The organism is Micropruina sp. (genome assembly GCF_047606665.1).
Lineage (GTDB): Bacteria > Actinomycetota > Actinomycetes > Propionibacteriales > Propionibacteriaceae > Micropruina.
On sequence record NZ_JASGEF010000029.1, the window covers coordinates 1 to 23,869 of the forward strand.

The 23,869-nt window shown below is 64.0% G+C and carries 17 protein-coding genes; 6 read left to right on the forward strand and 11 right to left on the reverse strand.

Annotated elements, in window-relative coordinates; translation table 11 throughout:
• Window positions 1-391: 391 nt before the first annotated feature.
• From QM619_RS06365 to ppdK, 9 genes are all read right to left on the reverse strand, one after another.
• Complete coding sequence (locus QM619_RS06365) at window positions 392-1,657, reverse strand: polysaccharide biosynthesis C-terminal domain-containing protein (protein ID WP_415105583.1); 1,266 nt, start codon at window positions 1,655-1,657, stop codon at window positions 392-394.
• A gap of 23 nt (window positions 1,658-1,680) precedes the next feature.
• Window positions 1,681-2,562, reverse strand: a complete 882-nt coding sequence (locus QM619_RS06370) for a capsular polysaccharide synthesis protein (RefSeq protein WP_415105586.1) — start codon at window positions 2,560-2,562, stop codon at window positions 1,681-1,683.
• Window positions 2,562-3,779: a CDP-glycerol glycerophosphotransferase family protein gene (locus QM619_RS06375; RefSeq protein WP_415105589.1), complete on the reverse strand. Its 1,218-nt coding sequence runs from the start codon at window positions 3,777-3,779 to the stop codon at window positions 2,562-2,564. Before QM619_RS06375 ends, QM619_RS06370 begins: the two co-directional genes overlap by 1 nt.
• Complete coding sequence (locus QM619_RS06380) at window positions 3,776-5,083, reverse strand: O-antigen ligase family protein (protein WP_415105591.1); 1,308 nt, start codon at window positions 5,081-5,083, stop codon at window positions 3,776-3,778. Before QM619_RS06380 ends, QM619_RS06375 begins: the two co-directional genes overlap by 4 nt.
• Before the next feature lie 61 nt (window positions 5,084-5,144).
• The gene (locus tag QM619_RS06385) at window positions 5,145-6,011 is read right to left on the reverse strand and encodes a glycosyltransferase family 2 protein (protein WP_415105594.1); all 867 of its coding nucleotides are present in this window, start codon (window positions 6,009-6,011) and stop codon (window positions 5,145-5,147) included.
• Window position 6,012: 1 nt separating this feature from the next.
• Window positions 6,013-6,648 carry a glycosyltransferase gene (locus QM619_RS06390; RefSeq protein ID WP_415105596.1) on the reverse strand — a complete coding sequence of 212 codons (636 nt, stop codon included), beginning with the start codon at window positions 6,646-6,648 and terminating at the stop codon, window positions 6,013-6,015.
• Between the two features lie 338 nt (window positions 6,649-6,986).
• The gene (locus QM619_RS06395) at window positions 6,987-8,141 is read right to left on the reverse strand and encodes a glycosyltransferase (RefSeq protein ID WP_415105599.1); all 1,155 of its coding nucleotides are present in this window, start codon (window positions 8,139-8,141) and stop codon (window positions 6,987-6,989) included.
• 106 nt (window positions 8,142-8,247) lie between these two features.
• A complete protein-coding gene (locus QM619_RS06400) occupies window positions 8,248-9,753 on the reverse strand; it encodes a sugar transferase (RefSeq protein WP_415105602.1) in 1,506 nt (501 codons plus the stop codon).
• A 303-nt stretch (window positions 9,754-10,056) separates the two neighbouring features.
• Window positions 10,057-12,675 carry a pyruvate, phosphate dikinase gene (ppdK, locus tag QM619_RS06405; protein WP_415105605.1) on the reverse strand — a complete coding sequence of 873 codons (2,619 nt, stop codon included), beginning with the start codon at window positions 12,673-12,675 and terminating at the stop codon, window positions 10,057-10,059.
• A 281-nt stretch (window positions 12,676-12,956) separates the two neighbouring features.
• Here ppdK and QM619_RS06410 point away from each other — a divergent pair, with 281 nt between their 5' ends.
• The 3 genes from QM619_RS06410 (at window position 12,957) to QM619_RS06420 (ending at window position 17,112) form a co-directional block, all read left to right on the forward strand.
• Window positions 12,957-14,006, forward strand: a complete 1,050-nt coding sequence (locus QM619_RS06410; protein ID WP_415105608.1) for a class I SAM-dependent methyltransferase — start codon at window positions 12,957-12,959, stop codon at window positions 14,004-14,006.
• Window positions 14,007-14,124: 118 nt separating this feature from the next.
• Complete coding sequence (locus QM619_RS06415; RefSeq protein ID WP_415105611.1) at window positions 14,125-15,759, forward strand: metallophosphoesterase; 1,635 nt, start codon at window positions 14,125-14,127, stop codon at window positions 15,757-15,759.
• A gap of 66 nt (window positions 15,760-15,825) precedes the next feature.
• Window positions 15,826-17,112: a glycoside hydrolase family 1 protein gene (locus QM619_RS06420; RefSeq protein WP_415105614.1), complete on the forward strand. Its 1,287-nt coding sequence runs from the start codon at window positions 15,826-15,828 to the stop codon at window positions 17,110-17,112.
• Window positions 17,113-17,131: 19 nt separating this feature from the next.
• Here the strand turns inward: QM619_RS06420 and QM619_RS06425 are convergent, their stop codons facing one another.
• Entirely contained in the window at window positions 17,132-18,766 is a 1,635-nt protein-coding gene (locus QM619_RS06425; protein WP_415105617.1) for a hypothetical protein, read from the reverse strand.
• A gap of 393 nt (window positions 18,767-19,159) precedes the next feature.
• Between QM619_RS06425 and QM619_RS06430 the strand changes: the two genes are divergently transcribed.
• Window positions 19,160-20,566, forward strand: coding sequence for a glycoside-pentoside-hexuronide (GPH):cation symporter (locus QM619_RS06430; RefSeq protein WP_415105620.1), 1,407 nt, complete (start codon window positions 19,160-19,162; stop codon window positions 20,564-20,566).
• Here QM619_RS06430 and rfbA read toward each other — a convergent pair.
• A complete protein-coding gene (rfbA, locus tag QM619_RS06435) occupies window positions 20,539-21,402 on the reverse strand; it encodes a glucose-1-phosphate thymidylyltransferase RfbA (protein WP_415105623.1) in 864 nt (287 codons plus the stop codon). The two genes, QM619_RS06430 and rfbA, sit on opposite strands and share 28 nt — an antisense overlap.
• A gap of 68 nt (window positions 21,403-21,470) precedes the next feature.
• On the opposite strand from rfbA, the gene rfbB reads away from it, so the two are divergent.
• Both rfbB and QM619_RS06445 read left to right on the forward strand, forming a co-directional pair.
• A complete protein-coding gene (rfbB, locus tag QM619_RS06440; protein ID WP_415105626.1) occupies window positions 21,471-22,469 on the forward strand; it encodes a dTDP-glucose 4,6-dehydratase in 999 nt (332 codons plus the stop codon).
• Window positions 22,469-23,854 carry a sugar nucleotide-binding protein gene (locus QM619_RS06445; RefSeq protein ID WP_415105629.1) on the forward strand — a complete coding sequence of 462 codons (1,386 nt, stop codon included), beginning with the start codon at window positions 22,469-22,471 and terminating at the stop codon, window positions 23,852-23,854. The genes rfbB and QM619_RS06445 overlap by 1 nt, the downstream gene beginning before the upstream one ends.
• Window positions 23,855-23,869 lie beyond the last annotated feature (15 nt).

A 23,869-nucleotide genomic window follows, 5' to 3' on the forward strand; every position in this document is an offset into this window, starting at 1 on the left:
AGGGCCGACACGCCGTCGACCCAGGACACGGCAGGGAGATCAGCTGGCCACGGAACGGGACATCACGTGACCACCAGAAAGGAGATCAACTGGCCGCCTACGAGGAGGTTACGGTGGCCATGGACAACGGCCAAAACCGGCCGGCACGGTAGCGTCAGACATGTCGAGGTCTTCCAGATGGGCAGTATGAGAACTTCCATCATCGGGAGACCTCGACCCCTACCCCGACACCGACGCGCCGCAACGCCGACCAACGCCACCTACACCCTCAACTGGGAAGAGCCCCTTATGACGGTCTTCTCGGCAAGTCACTCTGAATAGCTCGACCACGGAAACTGTCGTTCGGGCCACGACCGGGTAGGGCGGTCGTAAACAGGCAGCGCGGACCAGTTCACTTCTTCTCTGAGCGATCCCTGTTGCGAAGGGCTCCATAGATCGAGCCGCCCACGCCAGTCTTCCTCCTCGCGAGCAGCCACATAATCATGCCTACAGCGGCGACCCCGAGCGCCGATCCGAGCGCGGCGCCGGCCAGTCCCGCCCAGAGGATACCGAGAGCGCACAGCCCCGCCGCCACAACCGCGGCGACACCATAGCCCAGCGTCGCCGCACCAGGATGGCCCGTGTATACCAGAAGGGTGCCGCCCGGGCCGAATGCCATATTGCATACCTGGCCAACTACGAGTATCTGCAACACCGGCACTGCGACCTCAAACCCTGGGCCAAACAGTGAGAGGATTTGCGCAGCGCCCACCAGGAGGCCGGCCGCCGGCACGCTGACCAACAGCAACTGCCAGCGCGTCGCACTCCGGGCCTCGCGGGCCAACTGCTTCAATTCGTCGGCATAGAGCGAAAGGCGAGGCACCACTACGGTCCCAACAGCGACCGAAACCACTGACAACACGCTCACCGACTTGGCTGCCGCCGCATAATAGCCGAGTTCCACGGGTGACAGAAACGCTGACGCGACGAGCATGTCTGCTTGAAGAAGCACAAGGACAAAACCGTTCGCCATCAGAAAGTGAGGCGCTTCTCGAAACCACTGAGCTCGAAGCGCCGGCCCGCACTCCGCAAGCCCGTCCGGCGGACGAACACGCCGCACCAAAACGATCATCTGCAAGACCACAGCCGCTAACCCTGCTGTAAAGAGCGCGACGATACCCCCCATCGCGCCATCGAAGCGCCAGAACCCGGCAAAGATGATCACGAGAAGGATGGTGAGCGCTGGGCGCAAGACCAGACTCAGGCCGTAGGTCGAGGCGAACTTCCCCACAGCTCGCCCAACGTCGCCCCCGAAGGTCCAAAAGGCAGTCAGCCCGGACAAGCCGGCACAACCCATCCAAAGCCAGCTACCTAGACCAAACCAGCCCAGGCACCAGGAGAACAGAATCAGCATCAACGACAACAGGGCGATCAAGCGCCAGAACGACACCAAGAACTGCCAACAGAGCGCACGATCTTCACCCTGGTACCACACCGGTAGTCTTCGCAGAGCAAGGCCGCCGCCGCCGAGGGTGAGAGCCAAACCAAGGACGGTGCTGACACTCACGACCGCACTCACCGTTCCAAACGGACCGGCACCGAGAGCGCGGGCCAACACCAACTGGCTACCATACGCCAGCACCGCGCCCGAGCCCTGAAGCCCTAGCGACAGCATCATGTCAAACCTGCGCGCCCCGCGCGTCATACATCCCCTTCTGCCTTCTTCCACTCGCCCTCGCGCTCCGTGGGGGCACCATCCTTGCTCAACTGAGACTCAGCAAGCAGGATGCCCAGAGTCGATCGTGCGTCATCAACGGAAGCAGCCGCGTCCTTCCAAGTCAGCTTGTACACCGGGCTCGACGGCGCCGCCAATTCCAAGCGCATCAACGTGTCCGCAGGTGAGGCGAGACCATATCTCTGTAGTTGATGCGGACCGTCCGCCATTACCTTTGGGGTCGCGCGCCACACAGAGGCCGCCGAAACGGAGCGAAGAATCGCCCGAGCAAACGAATAGTGAATCGCAAAATAGGGATACACCCGAAGCAAGTCGCGCACGGGGTAGGTCAGCCACAGCGTGGTGAGCGTAGGATGGGTCCTCAGCACCCGAACTAGGACCTTTGCAAAAAGGTCACGCACCAGCCCATGACGGTCAAGCCTGGCCAGGCGCCAATAGTCAGAGAGTATTCCCAAAGCGTCACCTACCAGACAATTGCCAGGCTCCGAGTACAGAAACCACGTGGAGAATAGATAACCACGCGCGGGCCATGCAAATGCGAAGAACCCGCTCTCGACCGGAAGCCATGCATCCAGGGGCCAATTGCAGTACGTGGTGGCATCTGCCCACACCCCGCCGTACTTGCTCAGCACTTGCAGACGAACAAAATCCGAGAGTTGCGTGGGCGACAGTTTGCGAGTCCAAGCTGGCATCACCACGTAGCTCGCCAGGTTGGCCTCATCCAGCAATATCACCTCCCAGCCCGGGTTTTGGCGAACCCAGGACTCGTAACATGCACCGACAACCCTCGGAGCACGTTCCAGGCCCTGCGACCACATGAAAAAAATGCGACGGACTCGCTGCTCCATCACCATACCTCCGCGACCCGGTCAGACAGCGAGTTCACCATCTCAAGAACCCGCGCGCAGCTCTTCCCATCCCGCCTTGAGCAGAGATCTTCTAGCGACGACCTTCGCGCCGCCTCCCAGCGGTCCTCGCCTTGCGAGAACAACGCCAACGCTTCGATCACAGCCTCCCAATCATCACATATCGGACCAGGGGTGAGGGACGCATCCCCGTATCCAGCGGCCAACTCACGCTCCTGCTGACGATACGCCGACAGATCGAACGGGGCAAACACAATGGGCCGGCCGGTCAGGAGGAAATCAACAAAAACACTGGAGTAGTCCGTGATAAGCACATCCATATCACACAAGATCATATTGACATCCGGACCATCGGCAGGAGGCGCGTTAACGCGAATTCGGTCATGGATACGCTCAGCAGCACTCAAAGTGTTCGGATGGAGGCGCACGTGCAGTACGGCGTTCAGCTGCTTCAAGCCCTCCGTGATGACTCTCAGATTTTCGCGGATCATCGTTAGCGGTAGCAGCGGATCCAGATCTCGGAACGTCGGGGCATAGAGAATATTGAGGGGCGCACCCGAAGACAGCCGGCCCTGCTGTCTCACCAGAATGTCGGCTCGCGGATAACCCGTTACGAAGATTCGAGACCGCTCCACGCTGAACGCACTGCGCAAATGCTCTGCCTCCATGTCCGAACCTGCAATATACCCCATCGCCGGCCAGCCGCGATGAAATGGAAAGATTCGCGATAGCAGGCCAGGCGTTCGATCCCGAGTCTCCAGGAGACGGCTATTGCACCCAATCTGCTTGATCAGTGCGGCCCCGTGCCAAAGATTTACAACCCGCGGCGGACACACGTATCGGTTGACATCATCCACACCATTCGCGATTATCGCCAATTCAGCAGTAGCCGTAAGCCAGTAGCCCGCCAATGAGTAGGCTCGAACGGCTCGCAGGCCCGCAATCTCGGCCTCAGCGACCGCCGAGCTACTCGTGGCTACCCAGATGCACTCCACCGATGGATCCGCTCTGGACACATACTCCGCAAAATGCCGAGGATTGTCCGCGTAGCGCCTCCCCTGCCATGCGCCGAAAACCCATCGGCGACGCCGTCGCGGTGTCAACCGAGTGAGCCAGAACAGCGGAAGGTTCAGCAAATAGATCACGGCCTTCAAGCAGTCGTGCAAGCGCAGCAAAGAATCTTTTCGCAAGGCCGTCATGTCCCCGTCTTTCCGCGTACATTTCGCGATCGAGCCCACCTGCGCCCGCCATTGATCGACCGAACCGTCACAACTCCGGATACTCGGGAGGAGGCGTCAGCACCGATAACGCAGGCCAACGTGAGCGGAATCCAGAGCATAGCATTATATACGATAGTGAGCACGGCCGCCATCAGACCGACCGCCAAACAGAACAGTTGCGCACAGCGCACATCGGAGCTAGACCAATTCAAGGTCCGGCCGCGTCGAAGGCCCCCAAGGAGGTTCGCAACATATACGCCAATAGCGAAGAGGCCGAAAATGCCTCCTATCGCCACGATCTCCAAATACGTGTTATGGGCACCTTTATCGATTCCGATGTTCGCATATAGCATTCCCTGCAGGTTGTTGGGGCCTACTCCGACAAGCGGGTTCATAGCAATGATCGTTAACGTGCCGAGTAGCAGATCCGCGCGCTCCACGCCAGAACCATCAACTGTCCCTACGTCCGCCCCAACGAGGAGGTACTCCGCTCCGCGACCTAGGTCCCAAAAGCGCGCGTCCACATACATCTGCACATTAGGCGGCAGCGAGCCATAAAGGATAATGGCCAACAAGGCCGCCACGGGGAGCAAGAAGATCATCCTGACCGAACTTATCCGATGCCTCCTCGTCCCCGCACTTGCTGACGCCAACAGCAAAACAGCCGCCACGATCATGCCCATGCGTGACAATGTGGCGGCCACCCCGACAAACAGTGCAAGTCTGGCCGCGAGTCGGAGAGGCCGTGATACCACAACTGCGGTGAATGCGACGCCGGCCGTCATCATCATCGCGGCGAAGTTGGGATCGGCTTTGAGGCCGCTCGCTCGAAGAAGGCCGCTATCGGTCAGTCGGCGGGAAAGCAGCTCGTCGGGAACGTTCATGAGCGGAACCACGCCCAAGACCTGACCCAGCGCCAACATTGAGGTAACAACAGCGCAGAAGCACCACACCCTCCCAAACGTCTGAACGGGCCGAGGCATATCGAGGAGCGCTGCATACAAGACTAGTGCGGCGATTGCATTCAGGATCAAAGCAAACAGATCGCTCGCCAACGTCGGCGCGGGTTGGCCGCCGAGGCCCGCAGCAACCACGTATGCAAGAGAGAGCGCGGCCGCCGTGGCTGCGATAGCGCTTGACCACCGCAAGCGTCGCAAAAGGATCGCACCTAAAGGCAACACGACGATGGCTGTTACCTTCTGAACTGACAACACGAGATCACCCACGGTGGCCAGAGTTACGTCCACAAACTGGCTGCCGACGTAGGCAACGACCACGGCCACCGCTCCGACGGAAGCCGGGCTGGTGGTCGCCGCACTCGGAGTGTACCGACGCCCACGGATTTCAACGTCCGATATAGCCATGACCTCGACCCCTCGCGACGGAAAACCGAAATCGCGCAAGACTCATGTCGCCGGACGCCGCCGCGACAACGCTGCCGATACTCGGCCTCAGAACGGCCAATGCAGCAGACAGCGGGCCGTAGCCATGCCGTCGAAGAACTGTCCCCATTCCGAATCCATACCGAAGGCCGAGGGACGAAGCCTGCCGGAACTGCACATCCTCCGGACTCGGGTGAGAGACATGCACAAGGGGATCATACACCGCCAACGCTCCCTTTTCGAGACCTCTCAGAACGTACTCGGTTTCCTCGCCGGAGCCCGCTTCCGTTCCACTGCCCACTCCGATACCCTCGTCGAACTCACCAATTTGCCGGGCGGTGGTGGCACGCACGAACAGACCGGGCGACACAGCCGTATGCCAAACGGTTCTCCGGTCGATTCGTCCAGCCTTGCGTGGATATCTAAGCATCGTGCCCGTTGATGTCACCACCCGGCCACAGAGAATCCCTAGGTCGGCATTCGAACTGAACTGATTGACCACTCGCGAGAGCGTTCCCGGATGATACCAGCAATCGTCGTCGGGGAAGCCAATGATGTCCCCCGTCACCAAACGCAGACCGACATTGCGCGCTCGTGACAAACCGGGGGCACTGGGCACGACGAGTGCTTCGGTGACACCGAGTCTCGCCACCATCGATTCGACAGCACCGACATCGCGCTGTTCTACGATGATCACCTGGTGGACCGGAGTCCGCTGGCGGGCCACATTTACCAGGAATCGCTCCAGGAACTCCGGACGCAACATACTCCCGACCACGAGCGACACTCGTAACGGGCTGGCCGGTCCCGTGCCCATGGAGACGTTCATCTTAGACCACCTCCTCGAGCACTGAGTTGACTCGGTCGGCGACATCGTCCCAGTCATATTTGTCGATGGTAGGCGGCCGCCGGAACGGCTGCGTGCAGGCTAATCGCATGGCTGCCGCGAAATCTCCGCTGGAATTGGCGTCCTCGACACCGAACTGCGTCCCTTCGCATATCTCTCGGACCGCCGCCGCCCCCGAGTAGAAAATCACCTTTCCGCCGGTCTTCAGCGCCTCGACCACAGGCAGTCCAAACCCTTCCAAGATCGACGGAAAGAGAAGGGCCTCGCAGCCCGCGTAGAGCCTCGCCAGTCGATCGTCGGGCACATTGGCATGAACCTTCACGCGATCGCCCAACCCGACCGTCTCCGTCATCGCGTCGGCAGCCTCAGTATCGGAAGTGACTACCACCAGCAGATGCTCAGGAAACTCCTTCATGGCCTGGAATGCGGGCATCGGGTTCTTATGAGGCTTGAAGTTGCCGACATATAGAAAGTACGGCCTATCGAGACGCAGCGGCGTCACCAGCTCTGCGTCGAAAATCGAAGAACAACCGTTTCCAGCATTCACCACCCGAATTTTGTCATCTGACAACCATTCTTTGATCGCGTTCGCCGATGACTCCGAGACGGTGATGGCCACACCCGTTCGTTTTACCGCGGGCCGCACAACTCGCTGATAGTAGAGGCGATTGCGAAGGCCGCGTGGATCAGTGGGACCATGTAGGTGGATGAGATCATGGATGGTGAGCAGTTGGCGGCAGTTCGATAGTTCGGCATAGTACCCGGGGCTATAGACGAGGCCACCTTCGCTCGAACGGGCCCGATCCCGCCGAACGAGGTCCTGAATGCTTCCCAGCTTGTGCCGGGTAGCCAGCGGCGACCAGGGCTGCCGGATCCTCGGGATCACTTCGCCCGCGTAGCGTGCAATGCCGTGGGCACCGCCATACCGAGTATCGACGATCAAAGGTAGGGTCACGCTTACCTCTCCCTCTCCGCATGGCTGCATCTTTTCTCCGCAACAACCGACGAGCCGCAGGTATCGGACACCCACTCTTGAACCTCCGCAATGAAGCGCTCCCGCGAGAACCGCCGCGTGCGTTCCCTAAGTGCAGCTCTGTCGACGCTGTCGATCACGTGTGCCGCTGCGAGAACATCGACAGTCGACTCGATGGCTATGGACTGGCCACCACGACAGGCCTCCACACTCTCACGGGCGCCGCCTGTCGCGTTAACGATCACCGGCGTGCCACAGGCCATCGCCTCGACCGGCATAATACCGAAATCTTCGATAGGCGGGAAGACATAGGCATATGCATTCTGATATAGCGCGAACAGCAACGCGCTGGACGGCGACTCCACAAATTGGACCGGCACAGCGGCGATCGCTGCTCGCTCGGCGAGATTCCCGCGCTCGGGTCCGGCGCCAGCAAGGACCACAGGCAGGCCTAGGCGCTCGCCTATTTCAATCACGACTTCGAGACGCTTGTAGGAGACAAATCGGGATGCTCCCAGTAGATAAGGTTGCGGAAGTCGAGTAAATGTTGCTTCTTCGCTGGCCGATAGTCGATCGGCCCAGCTCTCCACCGCGAGAATCCGTGCCACGTCGACCGGCGGATAGATGACCGACGCATCGATTCCCCAGGAACGGCGGATTCGTTCCCGAATATATCCGCTGTTCCCGGCGACCGAGGTGAGCTCGGCCGCCCGCTGGCGATCCAGTCTGCGCAGGCCGCGCGAGGCCGCGCGAGCGACGGCACTATTGCCGCGTCCGTCGATCTCAGGAGTCCAGATGTATCTTGCCGGAGTATGCACGTACGCCAACTTCGGGAGCACAGGCTGGCGAGGAACCCGTACATGGTGAGCAAAGAGATGGCTGCTCGCCATCACCCAGTCGTAATCGTGGTCGCCGCGGACGAACCGCCACGTCGCCGGCATCGCCGGGAGCGCCGCGACCCGGCTGCGTCGCAGAGGGGTATGGGCCAGCCAACTCTGTCTAGCGTGTGGGAATCGCTTGAGATCATTGTTCCACAGAACCCACAGGTCGGAATCTGGGAATGCCTCGGACATCGCGTGGACGACATTTTCAGATCCGCCTCGTTCAGCCAACCACTCGTGAACAATCAGCCCACCCATTGGCGGTCGCCTCCGATCCGCTTCGGGTCAGAACCGGAAAGCGGGCGCCGGCTCGCATCCGTTTGGTCATGCGCTTCCCGGCTTCGGCGAGAGACTATGAGTCTGTTCACCAGGCGGCTCCCGGACGGATGACAACACCCACGGTCTTGAGAACAATCATGATGTCGCCGATCAGAGACCAGTTCTCGACGTAGCGGAGATCCAGCCGGATGCTCTCCTCCATCGACAGCTCTGACCGACCGTTGACCTGCCACAGACCGGTGATTCCCGGCTTGATCAGCAGTCGGCGGTGATGAATGTCGCTGTACTCAGCCACTTCGCGCGCAACCTGCGGACGAGGACCGACCACGCTCATCCCGCCCCGCAGCACGCTCCAGAATTGGGGCAGTTCGTCGAGCGAGTACTTGCGAAGGAACTTCCCTATCGGAGTGATGCGGGGATCGTCCTCCAGTTTGAAGAGCAGCGCCGCGCCGCCGTTCGCCTCGATCAGGGCGTCGATCTTCGCCTCCGCATCGGTACACATCGTGCGGAACTTGTGGATGGTGAACGGCTCACCATGGCGCCCCACCCGCTGCTGACGGAAGAATATCGGACCACCGTCGTCCTGCTTGATGAGGACCCCCACGACGAAGAAGACCGGGAGCAACAAGAGCAGCGCGAAGACCGAGAAGACGATATCGAACGCCCGCTTCATCGCCATCTTCGCGCCGCTGAAGCGCGGCAGATCGACATGCACGAACGACAACCCGTCGGTCGCCCGGATCTGCATCCGCGGACCGGCCACATCGACCAGCCTGGGCACGAACATCATCTGGATCGGACGATTCTCCAGCCGCCATGCGATCTGGCGGATCTGGGCCCGGTCAAGGCCTTCGGTCAGAATGACCGCGCCGTAGCGTCCGCGCTCCAACGCGTGCTCGAAGCCAGCTGTGTCGAGACAGCGAATGGCCGGCCCGGTCGACGTGGTGCGTCGGGACCCATCGGTCAGGTGCATCGCCGCCGGCTGATATCCGATGCTGAGGTCTCGGTGAAGCTGCGCGACGACGTCCGCGACAGCCTCCGCGTTTCCAGCCACGAGCGTGGGCGTAAGGGCCCGGCCGCGACGTCTCAGCCGATGCAGCAGCTTGCGAAGCGACCAGCGCTCCAGCACAAGGAGGCAGATGCCCAGCGGGAGCGTGCTGACGAACAGGGCACGGGAGGGGGACGACTCAAACAGGTACGAGAGAATCGCCAGGCCACCGAAGAGTGCCAGGCTCGCGACGATCACGCGGCGGTACTCCTGGAGGCCGCTGCCGATCATTTCGCGTTCGCGCGTCCCGATCGCGCCCAATGTGATCACCCACGCCGGTGTCAACAGCAGGGCGAGCCAACCGTAGTTGAGGAATTCGGCGCCCTTGAGCGGCTGACCGACCGTGAAGAGGAGGCCGAAGCTCGCGAGGATGGCGAGCGACACGGCCGCGGTGTCGCCGGCCAGCAGCAGGCGCCGGTACTTGACGTACCAACTGGGAGCGGACTGCTCAGTGACGGCCGCGGAGGCGACCCAGGGTGAAACATCTACCCAACGTGGAGAATCTTCTTGAACTGTGCGAATGGGGGTGGTCGCACTCGACATACGAGTTCCTTCGAGGGCCTTGGGGGTGGCGGGCGTGTGGCTAGTCTCGCATATCAAGGGCAGTGGACAAAATGTGGCAAACTTAGCTCAACTAGGGGATTCGATGCTTCAGCTCAACCACGGGACCCGGACGACTCTCCCCGGTTGCGCCTTCGGACGAGCGCCGATGAAGGGAAGAAGTGCTTGTCGTAAGCACATTCCGCCGCTGACCGATGACGGCCAACTAGAAGCATTTGGGCCTGACTACGCTACGAGAAGTCAGGCCCAAATGCCTATTCTTAGTTTCACTCAGTTAAAAGTCGATCAGCCGTTCGCGAGCGCCGCCTGAGCCGCCGCCAACCGGGCGATCGGCACCCGGAACGGCGAGCAGGACACGTAGTTCAGGCCCGACCGCTGGCAGAAGTCGATGGACGACGGGTCGCCGCCGTGCTCACCGCAGATGCCGAGCTTGATGTCCGGGTTGGTCTGCCGTCCCAGCTTCACCGCGGTCTCCACCAGCTTGCCGACGCCGACCTGGTCGAGCCGAGCGAACGGGTCGTTCTCGTAGATCTTCTTCTCGTAGTACGACTCCAGGAACTTGCCGGCGTCGTCCCGGCTGAAGCCGAACGTCATCTGGGTCAGGTCGTTGGTGCCGAAGGAGAAGAACTGGGCCTCGGTCGCGATCTCATCGGCGGTGAGCGCCGCCCGCGGGATCTCGATCATCGTGCCGACCAGGTACTTCAGATCGACGCCGGACTCGGCGATGATCGCGTCCGCGGTGTCGGTGACGATCTTCTTGACGAACGCCAGCTCCTTCACCTCGCCGACCAACGGGATCATGATCTCGGGCACCAGATCCCACTCCGGGTGCCGCTTCTGGACGTTGATCGCCGCCTCGATGATGGCCCGGGTCTGCATGGCGCCGATCTCGGGGTAGGTGACGTCGAGCCGGCAGCCGCGGTGGCCCATCATCGGGTTGAACTCGTGCAGCGACTCGATCACCGCCTCCAGCGCGATCGTCTCCATGTTCATCTGCCGGGCCAGCGCGACCACGTCCGAATGCTCGTGCGGCAGGAACTCGTGCAGCGGCGGGTCGAGCAGCCGAATGGTGACCGGGTAGCCCCCCATAGCCTCGTAGATGCCCTCGAAGTCGCCGCGCTGCATCGGCAGCAGCTTGGCCAGTGCGGACTCGCGCTGTTCGACGCTCTTGGAGACGATCATCTCGCGGATCGCCGAGATCCGGTCGGGCTCGAAGAACATGTGCTCGGTACGGCACAGGCCGATGCCCTCGGCACCGAAGTCGCGGGCCTGCTGAGCATCCAGCGGGGTGTCGGCGTTGGTGCGCACCTTCATCGTGCGGTATTCGTCGGCCCACTCCATGATCCGGCCGAAGTAGCCGCCGATCTCGGCCGGCACCGTCTTGATGGCCTCGCCGTAGACGTTGCCGGTGGACCCGTCCAGCGAGATCCAGTCACCCTCGTTGTAGGTGTTGCCGCCGAGGCTGAAGCTCTTCACCCCGAAGGTGATGTCGCCCAGACCTGACACACAGCAGGTGCCCATGCCACGAGCCACCACGGCCGCGTGCGAGGTCATTCCGCCGCGTGCGGTCAGAATGCCCTTCGCGTAGTGCATGCCCTCGATGTCCTCCGGCGTGGTCTCCAATCGGACCAGCACGACGTCTTCGCCGCGCTTGCCCCGCTCGGCTGCCTCTTCGGAGGTGAACACGACCTGGCCACAGGCCGCGCCGGGCGACGCCGGCAGACCCTTGCCGATCGGGGTCGCGCCAGCCAGGTCGGCCTGGTCGAACTGCGGGTGCAGCAGCGCGTCGATCTGCTTGGGATCAATCATCGACACCGCCTTCTTGGAGTCGATCATCCCTTCGTCCACCAAGTCGCAAGCGATCTTGAAGGCCGCGGCCGCGGTGCGCTTGCCGTTGCGGGTCTGGAGCATGAAGAGCTTGCCCTCTTCGATGGTGAACTCCATGTCCTGCATGTCCCGGTAGTGGTTCTCCAGTCGGGTGACGATCTCCTGGAACTCGTCGTACAACCCCGGGTTCTGCGCCTTCAGCTGATCGATGGTGAGCGGCGTCCGGATGCCGGCGACGACGTCCTCGCCCTGGGCGTTCATCAGGTATTCGCCGTACAGGCCGGGCTCGCCGGTGGCCGGGTTGCGCGAGAACGCCACACCGGTGCCGGAGGTGTCGCCCAGGTTGCCGAACACCATCGACTGAACGTTGACCGCGGTCCCCCAGTCGGACGGGATGTCGTTGAGCCGGCGGTAGTAGACCGCACGCGGGTTGTCCCACGAGCGGAACACCGCGCGGATGGCGCCGAACAGCTGCTCGATCGGGTCGGACGGGAAGTCGGAGCCGATCTTGGTCTTGTACTCCTCCTTGAACTGGCGGGCCAGTTCCTTCAGATCGTCGGCGTCTAGCTCCAGGTCGTCCTTGACTCCCTTGCGCTCCTTCATCTCGTCGATGAGTTCCTCGAAGTACGCCTTGCCGACCTCCATGACGACATCGGAGTACATCTGGATGAAACGGCGGTAAGAATCGTAGACGAAGCGCGGGTTGCCGGTCTTGGCGGCGAAGGCCGCGACCACGTCCTCGTTCATGCCGAGGTTGAGAATGGTGTCCATCATTCCCGGCATGGACGCCCGCGAACCCGACCGCACCGACACCAGCAGCGGGTTCTCCGGGTCGCCGAACTTCTTGCCGGTCAGCTCTTCGAGCTTGCCGATGTAGTCGACGATCTGTTCGCGGATGTCGTCGCCGATCTTCTCTCCGTCAGCGTAGTAGCGGGTACAGGCCTCGGTGCTGATGGTGAAACCCTGCGGCACGGGCATGCCCAGCCCGGTCATCTCGGCGAGGTTGGCACCTTTGCCGCCGAGCAGGTTCCGCATCGAACCGTCACCCTCGCTGAACTCGTAGACATACTTGGTCATCGTGTGATGAATCTCCTTCGGATGCTCCATTGCATGGGACGCCAACGACGGCGGCTCCGGGTGCCGGTGCCCGACGGAGCGTGGTCCGGGAACCGGTCGACCGAACCAACCGTACCGAGTCCGGCGGCACCATGGGTACAGAGTCGATGATCGGACGCCCGTGTCTGCCCGTTGAGAGCAGACGCTTGTCGATCGAGACCGCAACGCGGACGCCATGATTCGACGGACTCCCGACTCGTGGGAACGGGACGACGTGCCTCCGAAAATGGTTACCTGGCCTCATGAACGATTCCTCCGGACAGCGGCCCGACCCGGTCACCGAGATCCTGCTGATCCAGGCCGGGGATCTCGTCCCTCCGGTGGCGATCCTGGACGATGTGGCCGGGTCGCTCAGCCGTGCGGTGGCGGCCCGCGGCTACCAGCCTCGGGTGTGGTGCGACGACGTGCGCGCCGAGCAGCAGGTGCCCGTGGCGTGGCGGCGTGCCACCCCGGATGAGGCGGTGACCGGAGCTCGGACGGTGCTGTGGCGGCTCCCGCGGGCAGTGAGCGCCGTGCAGGAGTACGCCGAGCTGATCGCTGCCACTTCCGATCCGGACGTCCGAGTGATCTCCGCAGAGCGGGACAAGCAACTCTCACGGTCGATGAACACTGCTCTGGCCAGGTGTTTCGGCTCGGTGTCCGCCTCACTGGGGCACCGCAAGGCGCGCGCCTTGCTGGCCTCGGACCCGATCCGGCGAGCGCCCTCCTGGCCCCAGACGGCCCGCGTGGAGTCACTCGGCCTGGACGTCGTGGCCCACGGCGCGACGTTCGGCAGCAATCGGCTGGACCACGGAACGGCCCTGTTGGCCGGCTGCCTCGATCGGCTGCCGGACGCCGCCACGGCGATCGATCTGGGCTGCGGCAGCGGGATCCTGGCCGCACTGCTGGCCCGCCGCGGGATGCGGGTGCACGCCGTCGATGTGGCCTGGAGCGGGACCGATGCGAGCCGGCTGACCGCGGAGGCCAACGACCTGTCCGTCGAGGTCATCCGCCGGGACGGCTTGCGCGGCTGGGACGAACCGGTCGAGATGGTCGTGACCAACCCGCCCTTCCACGTCCGGGCGGCCAAGGACACCTCGCCGACCCGTGCGCTGTTCGCCCAGGCCGGGGAGATCCTGACCGAGGGCGGCGAACTGTGGTGCGTCTACAACGCGCACCTGCCCTACCTGCCCTGGCTGCGCGGAAGGGTGGGCCCGACGCGGATCATGGCCCGCGACCGGGCCTATCTCGTCACCCGGAGCATTCGCACTGAGCGGACCCGGCACGGTCCTCGACATCCGACCCAAATTTGAGATCGAGGGCGACGAAAGCGCACACTGGTCGCCTGGCCGCGGGGGGCTGGATTTCGGGAGGACGCCAAGTTCCGGACATGCGTCCGGGATCCGAAAACGTGAACCCGGAGAACCCGACGTGATCCCCCACACCGTCCCACGCCCCTCGTCCCGGTCTGCCCGTCGCACCTGGCCGCAGTTCCTGGCGTTCATCCTGACCGCAGCTTTGCTGCTTGCCGGGGCCGTCCCGAACAACTCAGAGGCCGCCGACTCCAAGACTCTCGTGCTCGAGACACACACGTCCGTTTGGGCGAGGATCGGCCCCAGCCGCACCACCCAGATCGCGGACGTGACCGTCACCGTCCCCGGCACCGCGGTGGAATTCGGCCTTCAGTTCCGGGCGAAGACGAAGGCAACCGGCTATCGCGCGAAGCTCGCCATCGCGGCGAACGGCGACGTCTCGGCAGCCTTCAGCCGGGTCTCCTCCGGCAACGAAACGACCCTGTCGAGTGCCATTCCGCTGGGCTTCTCGGTTCAGCCGAGCGAGCGGATTCACCTCGAAGCCACCGTCGCCGCCAAGAAGGCCGTGCGGCTCTATCTGCGCGCCTGGAAGGACGGCAGCAACAAACCGAGCGGGTGGCTGGTGGCCGCCAAGGACTCCTCGACCGAACGGATCTCGGGCAAGGGCGCGCTCTACCTGTGGGCGCGGACGCCGTCCGGCAGCCCATCCAGTTCACTCGGCTACAGCGTGAACTCCGTCACCGCCTTCTCGCTGGCGGAGGCCACCGAGGTGGGAATGGCGACAGCATCGAACCCCAAGGCGGCGGGCGGCGAGACGTTCGGCATCGCGGTGATCGGGGACACCCAAGACGAGACCGACTCGGCCTCTGACCGACGTTTCCCCAACCGCACAGCCTGGCTGGCCGCGAACAAGGACGCGCTCGGCCTGCGCTACGTGCTGCACACCGGCGACATGGTGAACTGGGGCTGGTTGGTCCCCTCGCAGTACGCCACCGCGACGGCCGCCATGAGCAACCTGACCAAGGCCGGCGTTCCCTTCTCGCTCGCGGTCGGAAACCACGACACCCGCGCCGTGGGCTGGGACGGGGTCCAAGGCTCCCGCGGCTACGGAGGCTCCGCCTACGTCGGCAACCCGGAATGCGTGGAGCGGCTCGGCGCGAAAGCCTGCAACACCAGCCTCCTGGTGCGCCAGACCGCCGAGTTCAACAAAAGCTTCCCGTTGAGCAGCATGATCGCCAAGGTCGGTGGCGTGTTCGAACCCGGCAAAGTAGACAACGCCTGGACGAGCTTCACCGTCAAAGACACCAAATGGCTGGTGCTGAACCTCGAATTCGCCCCACGCCGGGCGGCGGTGCAATGGGGACGCAAAGTGGTCGCGAACCATCCCGACCACAACGTGATCATCATCACCCACTACTATCTCAACAGTGGCGGAAAGATCTCGAGCAGCAACGCCGGCTACGGAGAGACGAGTGGACAATACATCTACGATCAGATCGTCTCCAAGTACTCCAACGTGAAGATCGTCGCCTGCGGCCACACCGGAAAATACACCAGTCGGACCGACACCATCCACGGCAACACCGTCGTGTCCTACCTCGGCGACAAGCTGGGTGGCGCCGACAACCCCGTCCGGGTGCTGACCATCGACACCGCCACGGGCCGCGTCGACAACACGGTCTACAGTGCCGTCGCCGGCGGCCGCGCGACCGAGTACAGCAGCGGGCACGACACCATCACCATCGTCCGGTGACCCGGCTCGTTTGACACCCCTTGCCACACGTCCGACGATGGCAGTCAGCCAAGCGAAAGGGACGGTGTGCACGCGTTCACGCTGAATAACTGTGAGTTGGGCGTCGCCACCGCAGCCACCCAGATCGAGGGCGGCCACGCCGCCACCAACTGGCACCGCTGGGCCAGCGAACCGGGGCGGATCAAGGACGGCTCGACCCCGGCCCGTGCCTGCGACCACTGGAACCGGGTGCCGCAAGACATCGAACTGCTGAAGGAGCTCAACGTCCAGCACTACCGGCTCGGCTTGGAGTGGGCTCGCATCGAGCCCGCGCCCGGCGAGTTCGACTCCTCCGCGATCGACCACTACCGCGACGAGTTGGGCAGCCTGGTCGATGCGGGCATCAAGCCCCTGGTCACCTTGCATCACTTCAACAATCCGGCCTGGTTCGAAGATGCCGACGCCTTCCTCAACGCCGAAGGCACGAACGTCTTCCAGCGGTACACGCAACGAATATTGTCGGCGCTCGGTGACCTGGTGAACGAGTGGATCACCATCAACGAACCGAACATCTACGCGACACATGCCTACTACTTCGGCGTCTGGCCCCCCGGCCTCCGCTCGCTGAAGACGCTCACCCAGGTCTATACCAATTTGGCCGCCGCGCACATCGATGCCTACCGGCTGATCCACGAACTGCAGCCGGACGCCCGTGTTGGGGTCGCCCAGCACCTGCGGGTGTTCCGTCCGCGCATCGCGTGGCATCCCGGCCACTGGGCGTCCGCGCAGACCATGGAATGGCTGTTCCAGCGGGTGATCACCAAGGCCATGTGCAAGGGCCGCTTCTTGGCGCCGCTGTCCCAGCCGGCCGGCATCCACCCCGGCCACTACTACGACTTTCACGGCATCAACTACTACTCGCGCAGCACCGTCAGCCGGCTGGACGACGGCGTGGGCGCCGACGTCCCGATCAACGACCTCGGTTGGGAGATCTACCCCCAAGGTCTGATCGAGGTGGCCAGCTGGCTGCACAATGCCCATCCCGGTCCGCTCTATGTGACCGAGAACGGCACTGCGAACTCCGACGACGGATTCCGCAGCCGATTCATCCACGAGCACTTGGCCGGGATCGCGGCGTCCGACCTGCCCATCGAGCGCTACTACCACTGGTCCTTCATGGACAACTGGGAATGGCTGGAGGGCGAGTCGGCACGATTCGGGCTGATCGGCGTCGACTACGAGACCCAGGAACGCACCATGCGCGAATCCGGACGGTTCTTCTCCGAGATCGCCGCCCACCGCCAGGTCACCGAAGAGATGTACCAGCGTTATGTCGCGCACCAGATCTACTCGCGCAATACCCCGCCCCGCTGAGCCCGCGTACCGCCCGCGATCACTTCCGGCCCGTGGTGGTCGCGACGACCCGGTCCTTCCTCGCCGGCTCGGGGTCACCGTTCGGCGGACGAGAATCCGGGCCACTCGGCCGAACCACCCGGACCACCGATGAGACGACACTGTTTCCGTCCGGATCGGACGCCGTGACCTGATACTCGGGGTTCGACAACTCCCCCGGCGTCACTTCGTCATCGGTGAACGACATCGTCGATCGCTTCCAGAACGGCACCGAGACCGTTTGGGTGTCGATCACCGTGCCGTCCCTGCTGAGTGCGTAGCTCAGCGTCAGATCGTCCCGGTCCCACAGCTGGTTCCACTCCAGGACGACGCGTCCATCGGGCTGAGGCGTGGCAGTCAGGACGAGTCCCGAGTCATCTTCGGCGGGCCCGACCTTGTTCGGCGCCACGGTCGAGATGGCGAACCGCACGAGGCCTTCCTGAGCCACCCCGCCGGCCTTCGGGAACTCGCCGCCGAGCGCGAGATAGGTGCCATTACCCACGATCGACCATGCTCCTTGAAACATGCCTGTGTATGTGCCCGCCGAGATGTGCGGGAACCAATTCAGCAACGACGGCGCCGGCTTGCCCTTGAAATCGGTGTAGGTCTTGGCCGACTTCTGCGTGTTCTTGGCGACGGTGCCCTCGGCCGTCTTGGTCACCGCGATCCCCCGGTACCAGGCGCTACGCAATTGGGAGTTGTCGCTGGTGTCGGGAAAACCGCCGATGTTGGAGCAATAGTGCGCGTGTCCGACGCTGTAGACCACATCGCCGATCGGCACTACGCCGTAGGCGTCGCCATGACAGTCCTGCAACCAGCGGAGAGTGCCGTCCGTGCTCGATGCCGCGTAGACGCCCTCGAAGTTCCCCGTGCCATAGGTGTAGGCGCCGGCATACACGGTGCTGCCGTCGGTGGCCAGGGCCAGAATGGCAGATGCCTTGCCGCCGTTCTTCACCACCTTGTTGACCTTCCAGGTCTTGGTCTTGCCAGTGGTGGGACTGACTGCGCCCGAGCCGGACGCCTTCGTGGAGTTCAGCTTGGTGAATGAGCCGCCGACCACCAGCAGCTTGCTGCCGGAGGTCAGCAGCAGCGCCTTGACCGTCCGATTGGCACTGGCCTTCCAGGCAGTGAGCTTGCCCGAACCCGCATTGACCGCCGCCAGACGGGTGCGCTTCTTACCACCGGCAGAAGTAAAGGTGCCGCCGGCGAAGACCGTCGTGGAATTCACCGCAAGGGCGTTGACGGAGCCGTTGAACGACGCCTTCGGCGTCCGCAAGGCACCCGTCGACGGATCCAATGCCGCGAAGTGGCCACGGGCCGTCGTCCCCGCCATGGTGAAGTCCCCGCCGACATAGAGGACCTTCTTGTCGGCGGACACCGCCAACGCTTTCACCGGCCCGTTGAACGCACCGGGCGCGAACGTCGTCTTCAACTCACCGGTGGTGAGGTCATAGGCAAGCAGATTCCCACGCGGGGTCTCCTGGCTGCCTGTCGGCGCGCCGGCAGGCCGGGCCGCGGTGAACTCCCCGCCGGCGAAGACGGTGTTGCCGATCATCACCTGGGTCCACACCACACCGTCGATCTGCACGGTCGGCAGCGCGTCGGCGGTCACCATGCGTGCAGTGCGATCGCGCACCGGCGGAACCTTCGCCGTCGCCGCGTCGGATGCGACCACCGCGACGGACATCAGGACGGACCCGAGAACGATCGGTGCGACCCACCTCCGTCCGGTGGGCGGCGTGCGGACAGCACCCTTTCGAGGCATGGTCACTTCCCCTCGGACGTAAGTTCCACAACGCGGCAGTGCGTCGGACCCGGCCACCAGAACTCTTCGACCGTTATTTAGTCAGGCTAACATGAGCCCTCTTCCGCGGGTCCCTCCGGGTCTCGCTCAGTGCCCGCGCGGCACGACAGGCGTCCGACAACGTGCGACACGATATCGCTGCCAGCCGCCTTGGGGACGAACGTCTGGCCATGCCGTCGTCCGCGCCGATCTACCGAGATCCATCCATCCGCTCTACCCTGAGGCATGGCACCGAGGCCCACGAGTTCATCCGACGCCTTGTTCGCTCGGAACCGCTGGGCGTTCAGCGTCGGCACGCTGGGTCGCGACATGGTCTATGCGCTGGTCAGCCTGTACCTGATCGTCTTCCTCAGCGAGGTACTGAACGCGTCCGACTCATTCGTCTGGTGGGCGGGGTGGCTGATTCTCGGGGCCCGGTTGTTCGACGCCGTGATGGACATCGTGATGGGCTCCATCGTCGACAACACCCGCAGCCGCTGGGGACACTACAAGCCCTGGATCACGGTCGGCGCGCTGGCCTCGGCGGTCTGCACCCTGCTGCTGTTCACCGATCTCGGCCTTCCGGACACCAGCTACGTGATCGCGTTCGCCCTGATCTATCTGCTCTGGGGCCTGACCTGGACGATGAACGACATTCCCTACTGGGCACTGCTGCCGGCCCTCACCCTCGACCAGAAACAACGGGAACGCATCGGCGCACTGGCCAAGATCTTCGCCACCATCGGGCTGTTCAGCGTCGTGGTGGCGATCCTCCCCGTCACCAGCGCGCTCGGCGACGACACCCGTGCCTGGTTCCTGTTCACCGCGGCCGTCGTCGCGATCATGCTGGCCGGGCAGCTGGTCACGCTGTTCGGCGTCCGCGAACCCCGGCTGGCCGTCGAGCAGCCCAAGGTCACCCTGCGCGGCCTGTGGCGGGTGGTGACCGGCAACGATCAGTTGTTGTGGACGGCGATCGCGATGGTGCTGTTCATGACCGGCTACGTCACCACCACCTCGTTCGGCGTCTACTTCTTCAAGTACGCCTACCGGGACGCAGCCATGTACACCCCGTTCGGCGCCGTGCTGGGCGTCGCGCAGCTGACCGGATTCCTGGTCTTCCCACTGTTCCGCCGCCGATTCAGCCGGCGCACGCTCTACACCGGCGCGACCACGACGATGGTGGCGGGCTACCTGCTGTTCTTCTTCTCCCCGATGGACATGGTCTGGATCGGCGCCGCCGGTCTGCTGCTGTTCGTCGGGCAGTCGTTCGTGGTCGTGCTGATGCTGGTCTTTCTGACCGATTGCATCGAGTACGGGCACTGGAAGCTGGGCAACCGCAACGCGGCCGTCACCTTCGCCCTGCAACCGTTCATCAACAAGGTGGGCGCCGCGCTGGGCACCCAGATCGTCAGCGTCGTGGTGGTGCTGTCGGGCATCAACTCCGCCGCCACCCGGGACGACGTGACGCCCGGCGGACTGTTGATGATGCGGATGGCGATGCTGGTGTTGCCGCCGATCCTGATCGTCGCCGGCTACCTCATCTATCGGGCGAAGTACCGCATCGATGAAGAGATGTACGCCCGGATCGTCGATGAGTTGGCCGAGCGCGGCCAGCTCACCAAAGGTCAGGGCAGCAGCAACGACGACAGGTAGGCGCCGTACCCTGACTTCGCCAGCGCGGCCGCCCGCTCGGCGAGCCCCTCGTCGGACAGGAAGCCCTGCCGCCAGGCAGCTTCCTCGGGGCAGCCGACCTGCAGACCCTGCCGGGCCTGGATGGTGCGGACGAAGTTGCTGGCGTCGTTCAGGGAATCGAAGGTTCCGGTGTCCAGCCAGGCGGTCCCCCGCGGCAGGATCGAGACCTGCAGCCTCCGGTCCTCCAGGTAGACCCGGTTGACGTCGGTGATCTCGTACTCGCCGCGCGGCGACGGCGCCAGGTTCTGCGCGATCGGCACCACATCGGAGTCGTAGAAGTACAGACCGGGGACGGCGTAGTGCGATTTGGGCTGCTGCGGCTTCTCCTCGATCGAGACCGCCAGGCCGCTGGCGTCCAGTTCGACCACGCCGTAGGCGGTCGGATCGGCCACCCAGTAGCCGAACACGACCGCGCCATCGACGTCGTTGAAGCGCTTGAGCTGGGTGCCGAGACCCTGGCCGTAGAAGATGTTGTCGCCCAGCACCAGGCAGCAGGCGTCGCCGTCGAGGAAATCGGCGCCGATGGTGAACGCCTGGGCGAGGCCCTTGGGTTCGGGTTGGACGGCGTAGCTGATCGAGATGCCGAACTGTGAGCCGTCGCCGAGCAACCGCTGGAACGCGGCCTGCTCGTGCGGGGTGTTGATCACCAGCACCTCGGAGATGCCCGCAAAGATCAGGGTCGACAAGGGGTAATAGATCATCGGCTTGTCATATACCGGTACTAACTGTTTACTGCTGCCGAGGGTGATGGGGTGGAGCCGAGTGCCGGAGCCACCCGCCAGAATGATGCCGCGCATGCCTGGCATCCTTCCATGAACCAGCGCCGCGCAAAAACGAGCCGGCGAAAACCAATAGGATGCCGACCATGTCGTCGCTTCTCGTCACCGGCGGAGCCGGGTTCATCGGCTGCAATTTCGTCCGGCATGTCCTGGAACACACCGACCACACGGTGACGGTGCTGGACGCCCTCACCTACGCGGGGAATCCGGCCTCGCTCGAGGGGCTGCCCGAAGACCGCTTCCGCCTGGTCGTCGGCTCCGTGTGCGACGGTGCACTCGTCGACCAACTGGTCGCCGCACACGATGTCACCGTGCATTTCGCCGCCGAATCGCACAACGACAACTCGCTCAACGACCCGGCGCCGTTCATTCAGACAAACTTAGTCGGAACCTATCAATTGCTGCAGGCCGTCCGCAGGCACGAGAAGCGCTACCACCACATCTCGACCGACGAGGTGTACGGCGATCTCGAGCTCGACGACCCGGCCAAGTTCACCGAGACCACGCCCTACAACCCGTCCAGCCCCTACAGCTCGACCAAGGCCGGTTCCGACCTGCTGGTCCGGGCCTGGGTTCGCAGCTTCGGCGTCCAGGCGACGATCAGCAACTGCTCCAACAACTACGGTCCCTACCAGCACGTCGAGAAGTTCATCCCGCGGCAGATCACCAACGTGATCGACGGCGTCCGGCCCAAACTGTACGGCGCCGGCCTGAACGTCCGCGACTGGATCCACGTCGACGACCACAACTCGGCAGTCCTCGACATCATCGACCGCGGCCGGATCGGCGAGACCTACCTGATCGGCGCCGACGGCGAGCTGAACAACAAGACCGTAATCGAGCTGATCCTGGAACTGATGGGCCAGCCGGCGGACGCCTATGACCACGTCAACGACCGCCCGGGGCACGATCTGCGCTACGCCATCGACGCCACTCGGCTGCGCACCGAACTCGGCTGGACGCCGCGCTTCCCCGATTTCCGGTCGGGCCTGGCCGACACGATCGACTGGTACCGCGCCAACGAGGCCTGGTGGCGTCCGGTGAAGGCGGCCACCGAAGCCAAGTACGCCACGACGGGCCAGTGATGGCGGAGTTGTCCGTTCGGCAGACCGCGATCCCGGGTCTGCTGGTCATCGAACTGCCGATGCCCGGTGACGCGCGCGGCTGGTTCAAGGAGAACTGGCAGCGGGCGAAGATGACTGCCCTCGGGTTGCCCGATTTCGGCCCGGTGCAGAACAACATGTCGTTCAACGCCGCAGCCGGGAGCACCCGCGGCCTGCACGCCGAGCCCTGGGACAAGCTGATCTCGCTTGCCACCGGACGCATCTTCGGCGCCTGGGTGGACCTCCGGCCGGGGCCTGGCTTCGGCACCTCCGTCACCGTGGAGTTGGGGCCCGACACGGCCGTCTTCGTCCCTCGCGGGGTGGCCAACGGCTATCAGGCGCTGGAGCCGGGCACCGTCTACTCCTATCTGGTCAACGACCACTGGAGCCCCGAGGCTCGGGCTTCATACACCTATCTCAACCTGGCCGACCCGACGGTGGCGATCCCGTGGCCGATCCCTTTGGCCGAGGCCGAGATCTCGGACGCCGACCGCGCCCACCCACTGCTGGGCGACGTGGTCCCGATGCCCGCCAAGCGCACGGTGGTGGTGGGCGCGTCCGGGCAGCTCGGACGCGCACTGCTGGCGACCTGGCCCGACGCGCTGCCGTTGCGGCGTCCGGACTTCGACGTGACGGACCCGGCCAGCTTCGGCGGCGTTCCGTGGAGCCAGGTCGGGCTGATCGTGAACGCGACCGCCTACACCGCGGTCGACGCCGCTGAGACCGACGAGGGACGCCGCGCGGCCTGGGCGGTCAACGTGACCGGTCTGGGACGGCTGGTCAAGACCGCCCGCGCCCACCGGATTCCGTTGCTGCACGTCTCCAGCGACTACGTCTTCGACGGCACCGCCACGTCGCACAGCGAGGACGAGCCGCTCAGCCCGCTCGGCGTGTACGGGCAGACCAAGGCCGCGGGGGACGCGCTGGTCGCGACCCTCCCCCGGCATTGGATCGTCCGGACCAGTTGGGTAATCGGGGACGGCGGCAACTTCGTCCGCACCATGGCGTCGCTGGCCGAGCGCGGGGTGAAACCCAGCGTGGTCGGCGACCAGTTCGGACGGCTCACTTTCACCGCCGATCTGGCCGCCGGGATCGCCCATCTGGTCGGCTCGGACGCGCCCAGCGGGGTCTACAACCTGACCAACGCCGGGCCGGTGATGAGTTGGGCCGCCATCGCGAAGCGGGTCTTCGAGTTGCGAGGACGCCCCGCCTCGGACGTCACCGAGGTGAGCACCGCGGAGTACTTCGCCGGCAAGACGATGGCGCCACGTCCGGTGCACAGCACCCTCGACCTCGCCAAGCTGCAGGCGTCCGGGTTCACCCTGGTGGACGCCGACGAGCGGTTGGTGGCGTACCTCGCGGGCTGATCCGGGCCATGGAGC

Coding starts and splice junctions, on each gene's coding strand:
- QM619_RS06385 (WP_415105594.1), bottom strand. CDS start 6,011: ATGAACGTCTCCATGGGCACGGGACCGGCCAGCCCGTTACGAGTGTCG.
- QM619_RS06365 (WP_415105583.1), bottom strand. CDS start 1,657: ATGATGCTGTCGCTAGGGCTTCAGGGCTCGGGCGCGGTGCTGGCGTAT.
- rfbA (WP_415105623.1), bottom strand. CDS start 21,402: ATGCGCGGCATCATTCTGGCGGGTGGCTCCGGCACTCGGCTCCACCCC.
- QM619_RS06375 (WP_415105589.1), bottom strand. CDS start 3,779: ATGACGGCCTTGCGAAAAGATTCTTTGCTGCGCTTGCACGACTGCTTG.
- ppdK (WP_415105605.1), bottom strand. CDS start 12,675: ATGACCAAGTATGTCTACGAGTTCAGCGAGGGTGACGGTTCGATGCGG.
- rfbB (WP_415105626.1), top strand. CDS start 21,471: ATGTCGTCGCTTCTCGTCACCGGCGGAGCCGGGTTCATCGGCTGCAAT.
- QM619_RS06410 (WP_415105608.1), top strand. CDS start 12,957: ATGAACGATTCCTCCGGACAGCGGCCCGACCCGGTCACCGAGATCCTG.
- QM619_RS06430 (WP_415105620.1), top strand. CDS start 19,160: ATGGCACCGAGGCCCACGAGTTCATCCGACGCCTTGTTCGCTCGGAAC.
- QM619_RS06400 (WP_415105602.1), bottom strand. CDS start 9,753: ATGTCGAGTGCGACCACCCCCATTCGCACAGTTCAAGAAGATTCTCCA.
- QM619_RS06445 (WP_415105629.1), top strand. CDS start 22,469: ATGGCGGAGTTGTCCGTTCGGCAGACCGCGATCCCGGGTCTGCTGGTC.
- QM619_RS06395 (WP_415105599.1), bottom strand. CDS start 8,141: ATGGGTGGGCTGATTGTTCACGAGTGGTTGGCTGAACGAGGCGGATCT.
- QM619_RS06370 (WP_415105586.1), bottom strand. CDS start 2,562: ATGGAGCAGCGAGTCCGTCGCATTTTTTTCATGTGGTCGCAGGGCCTG.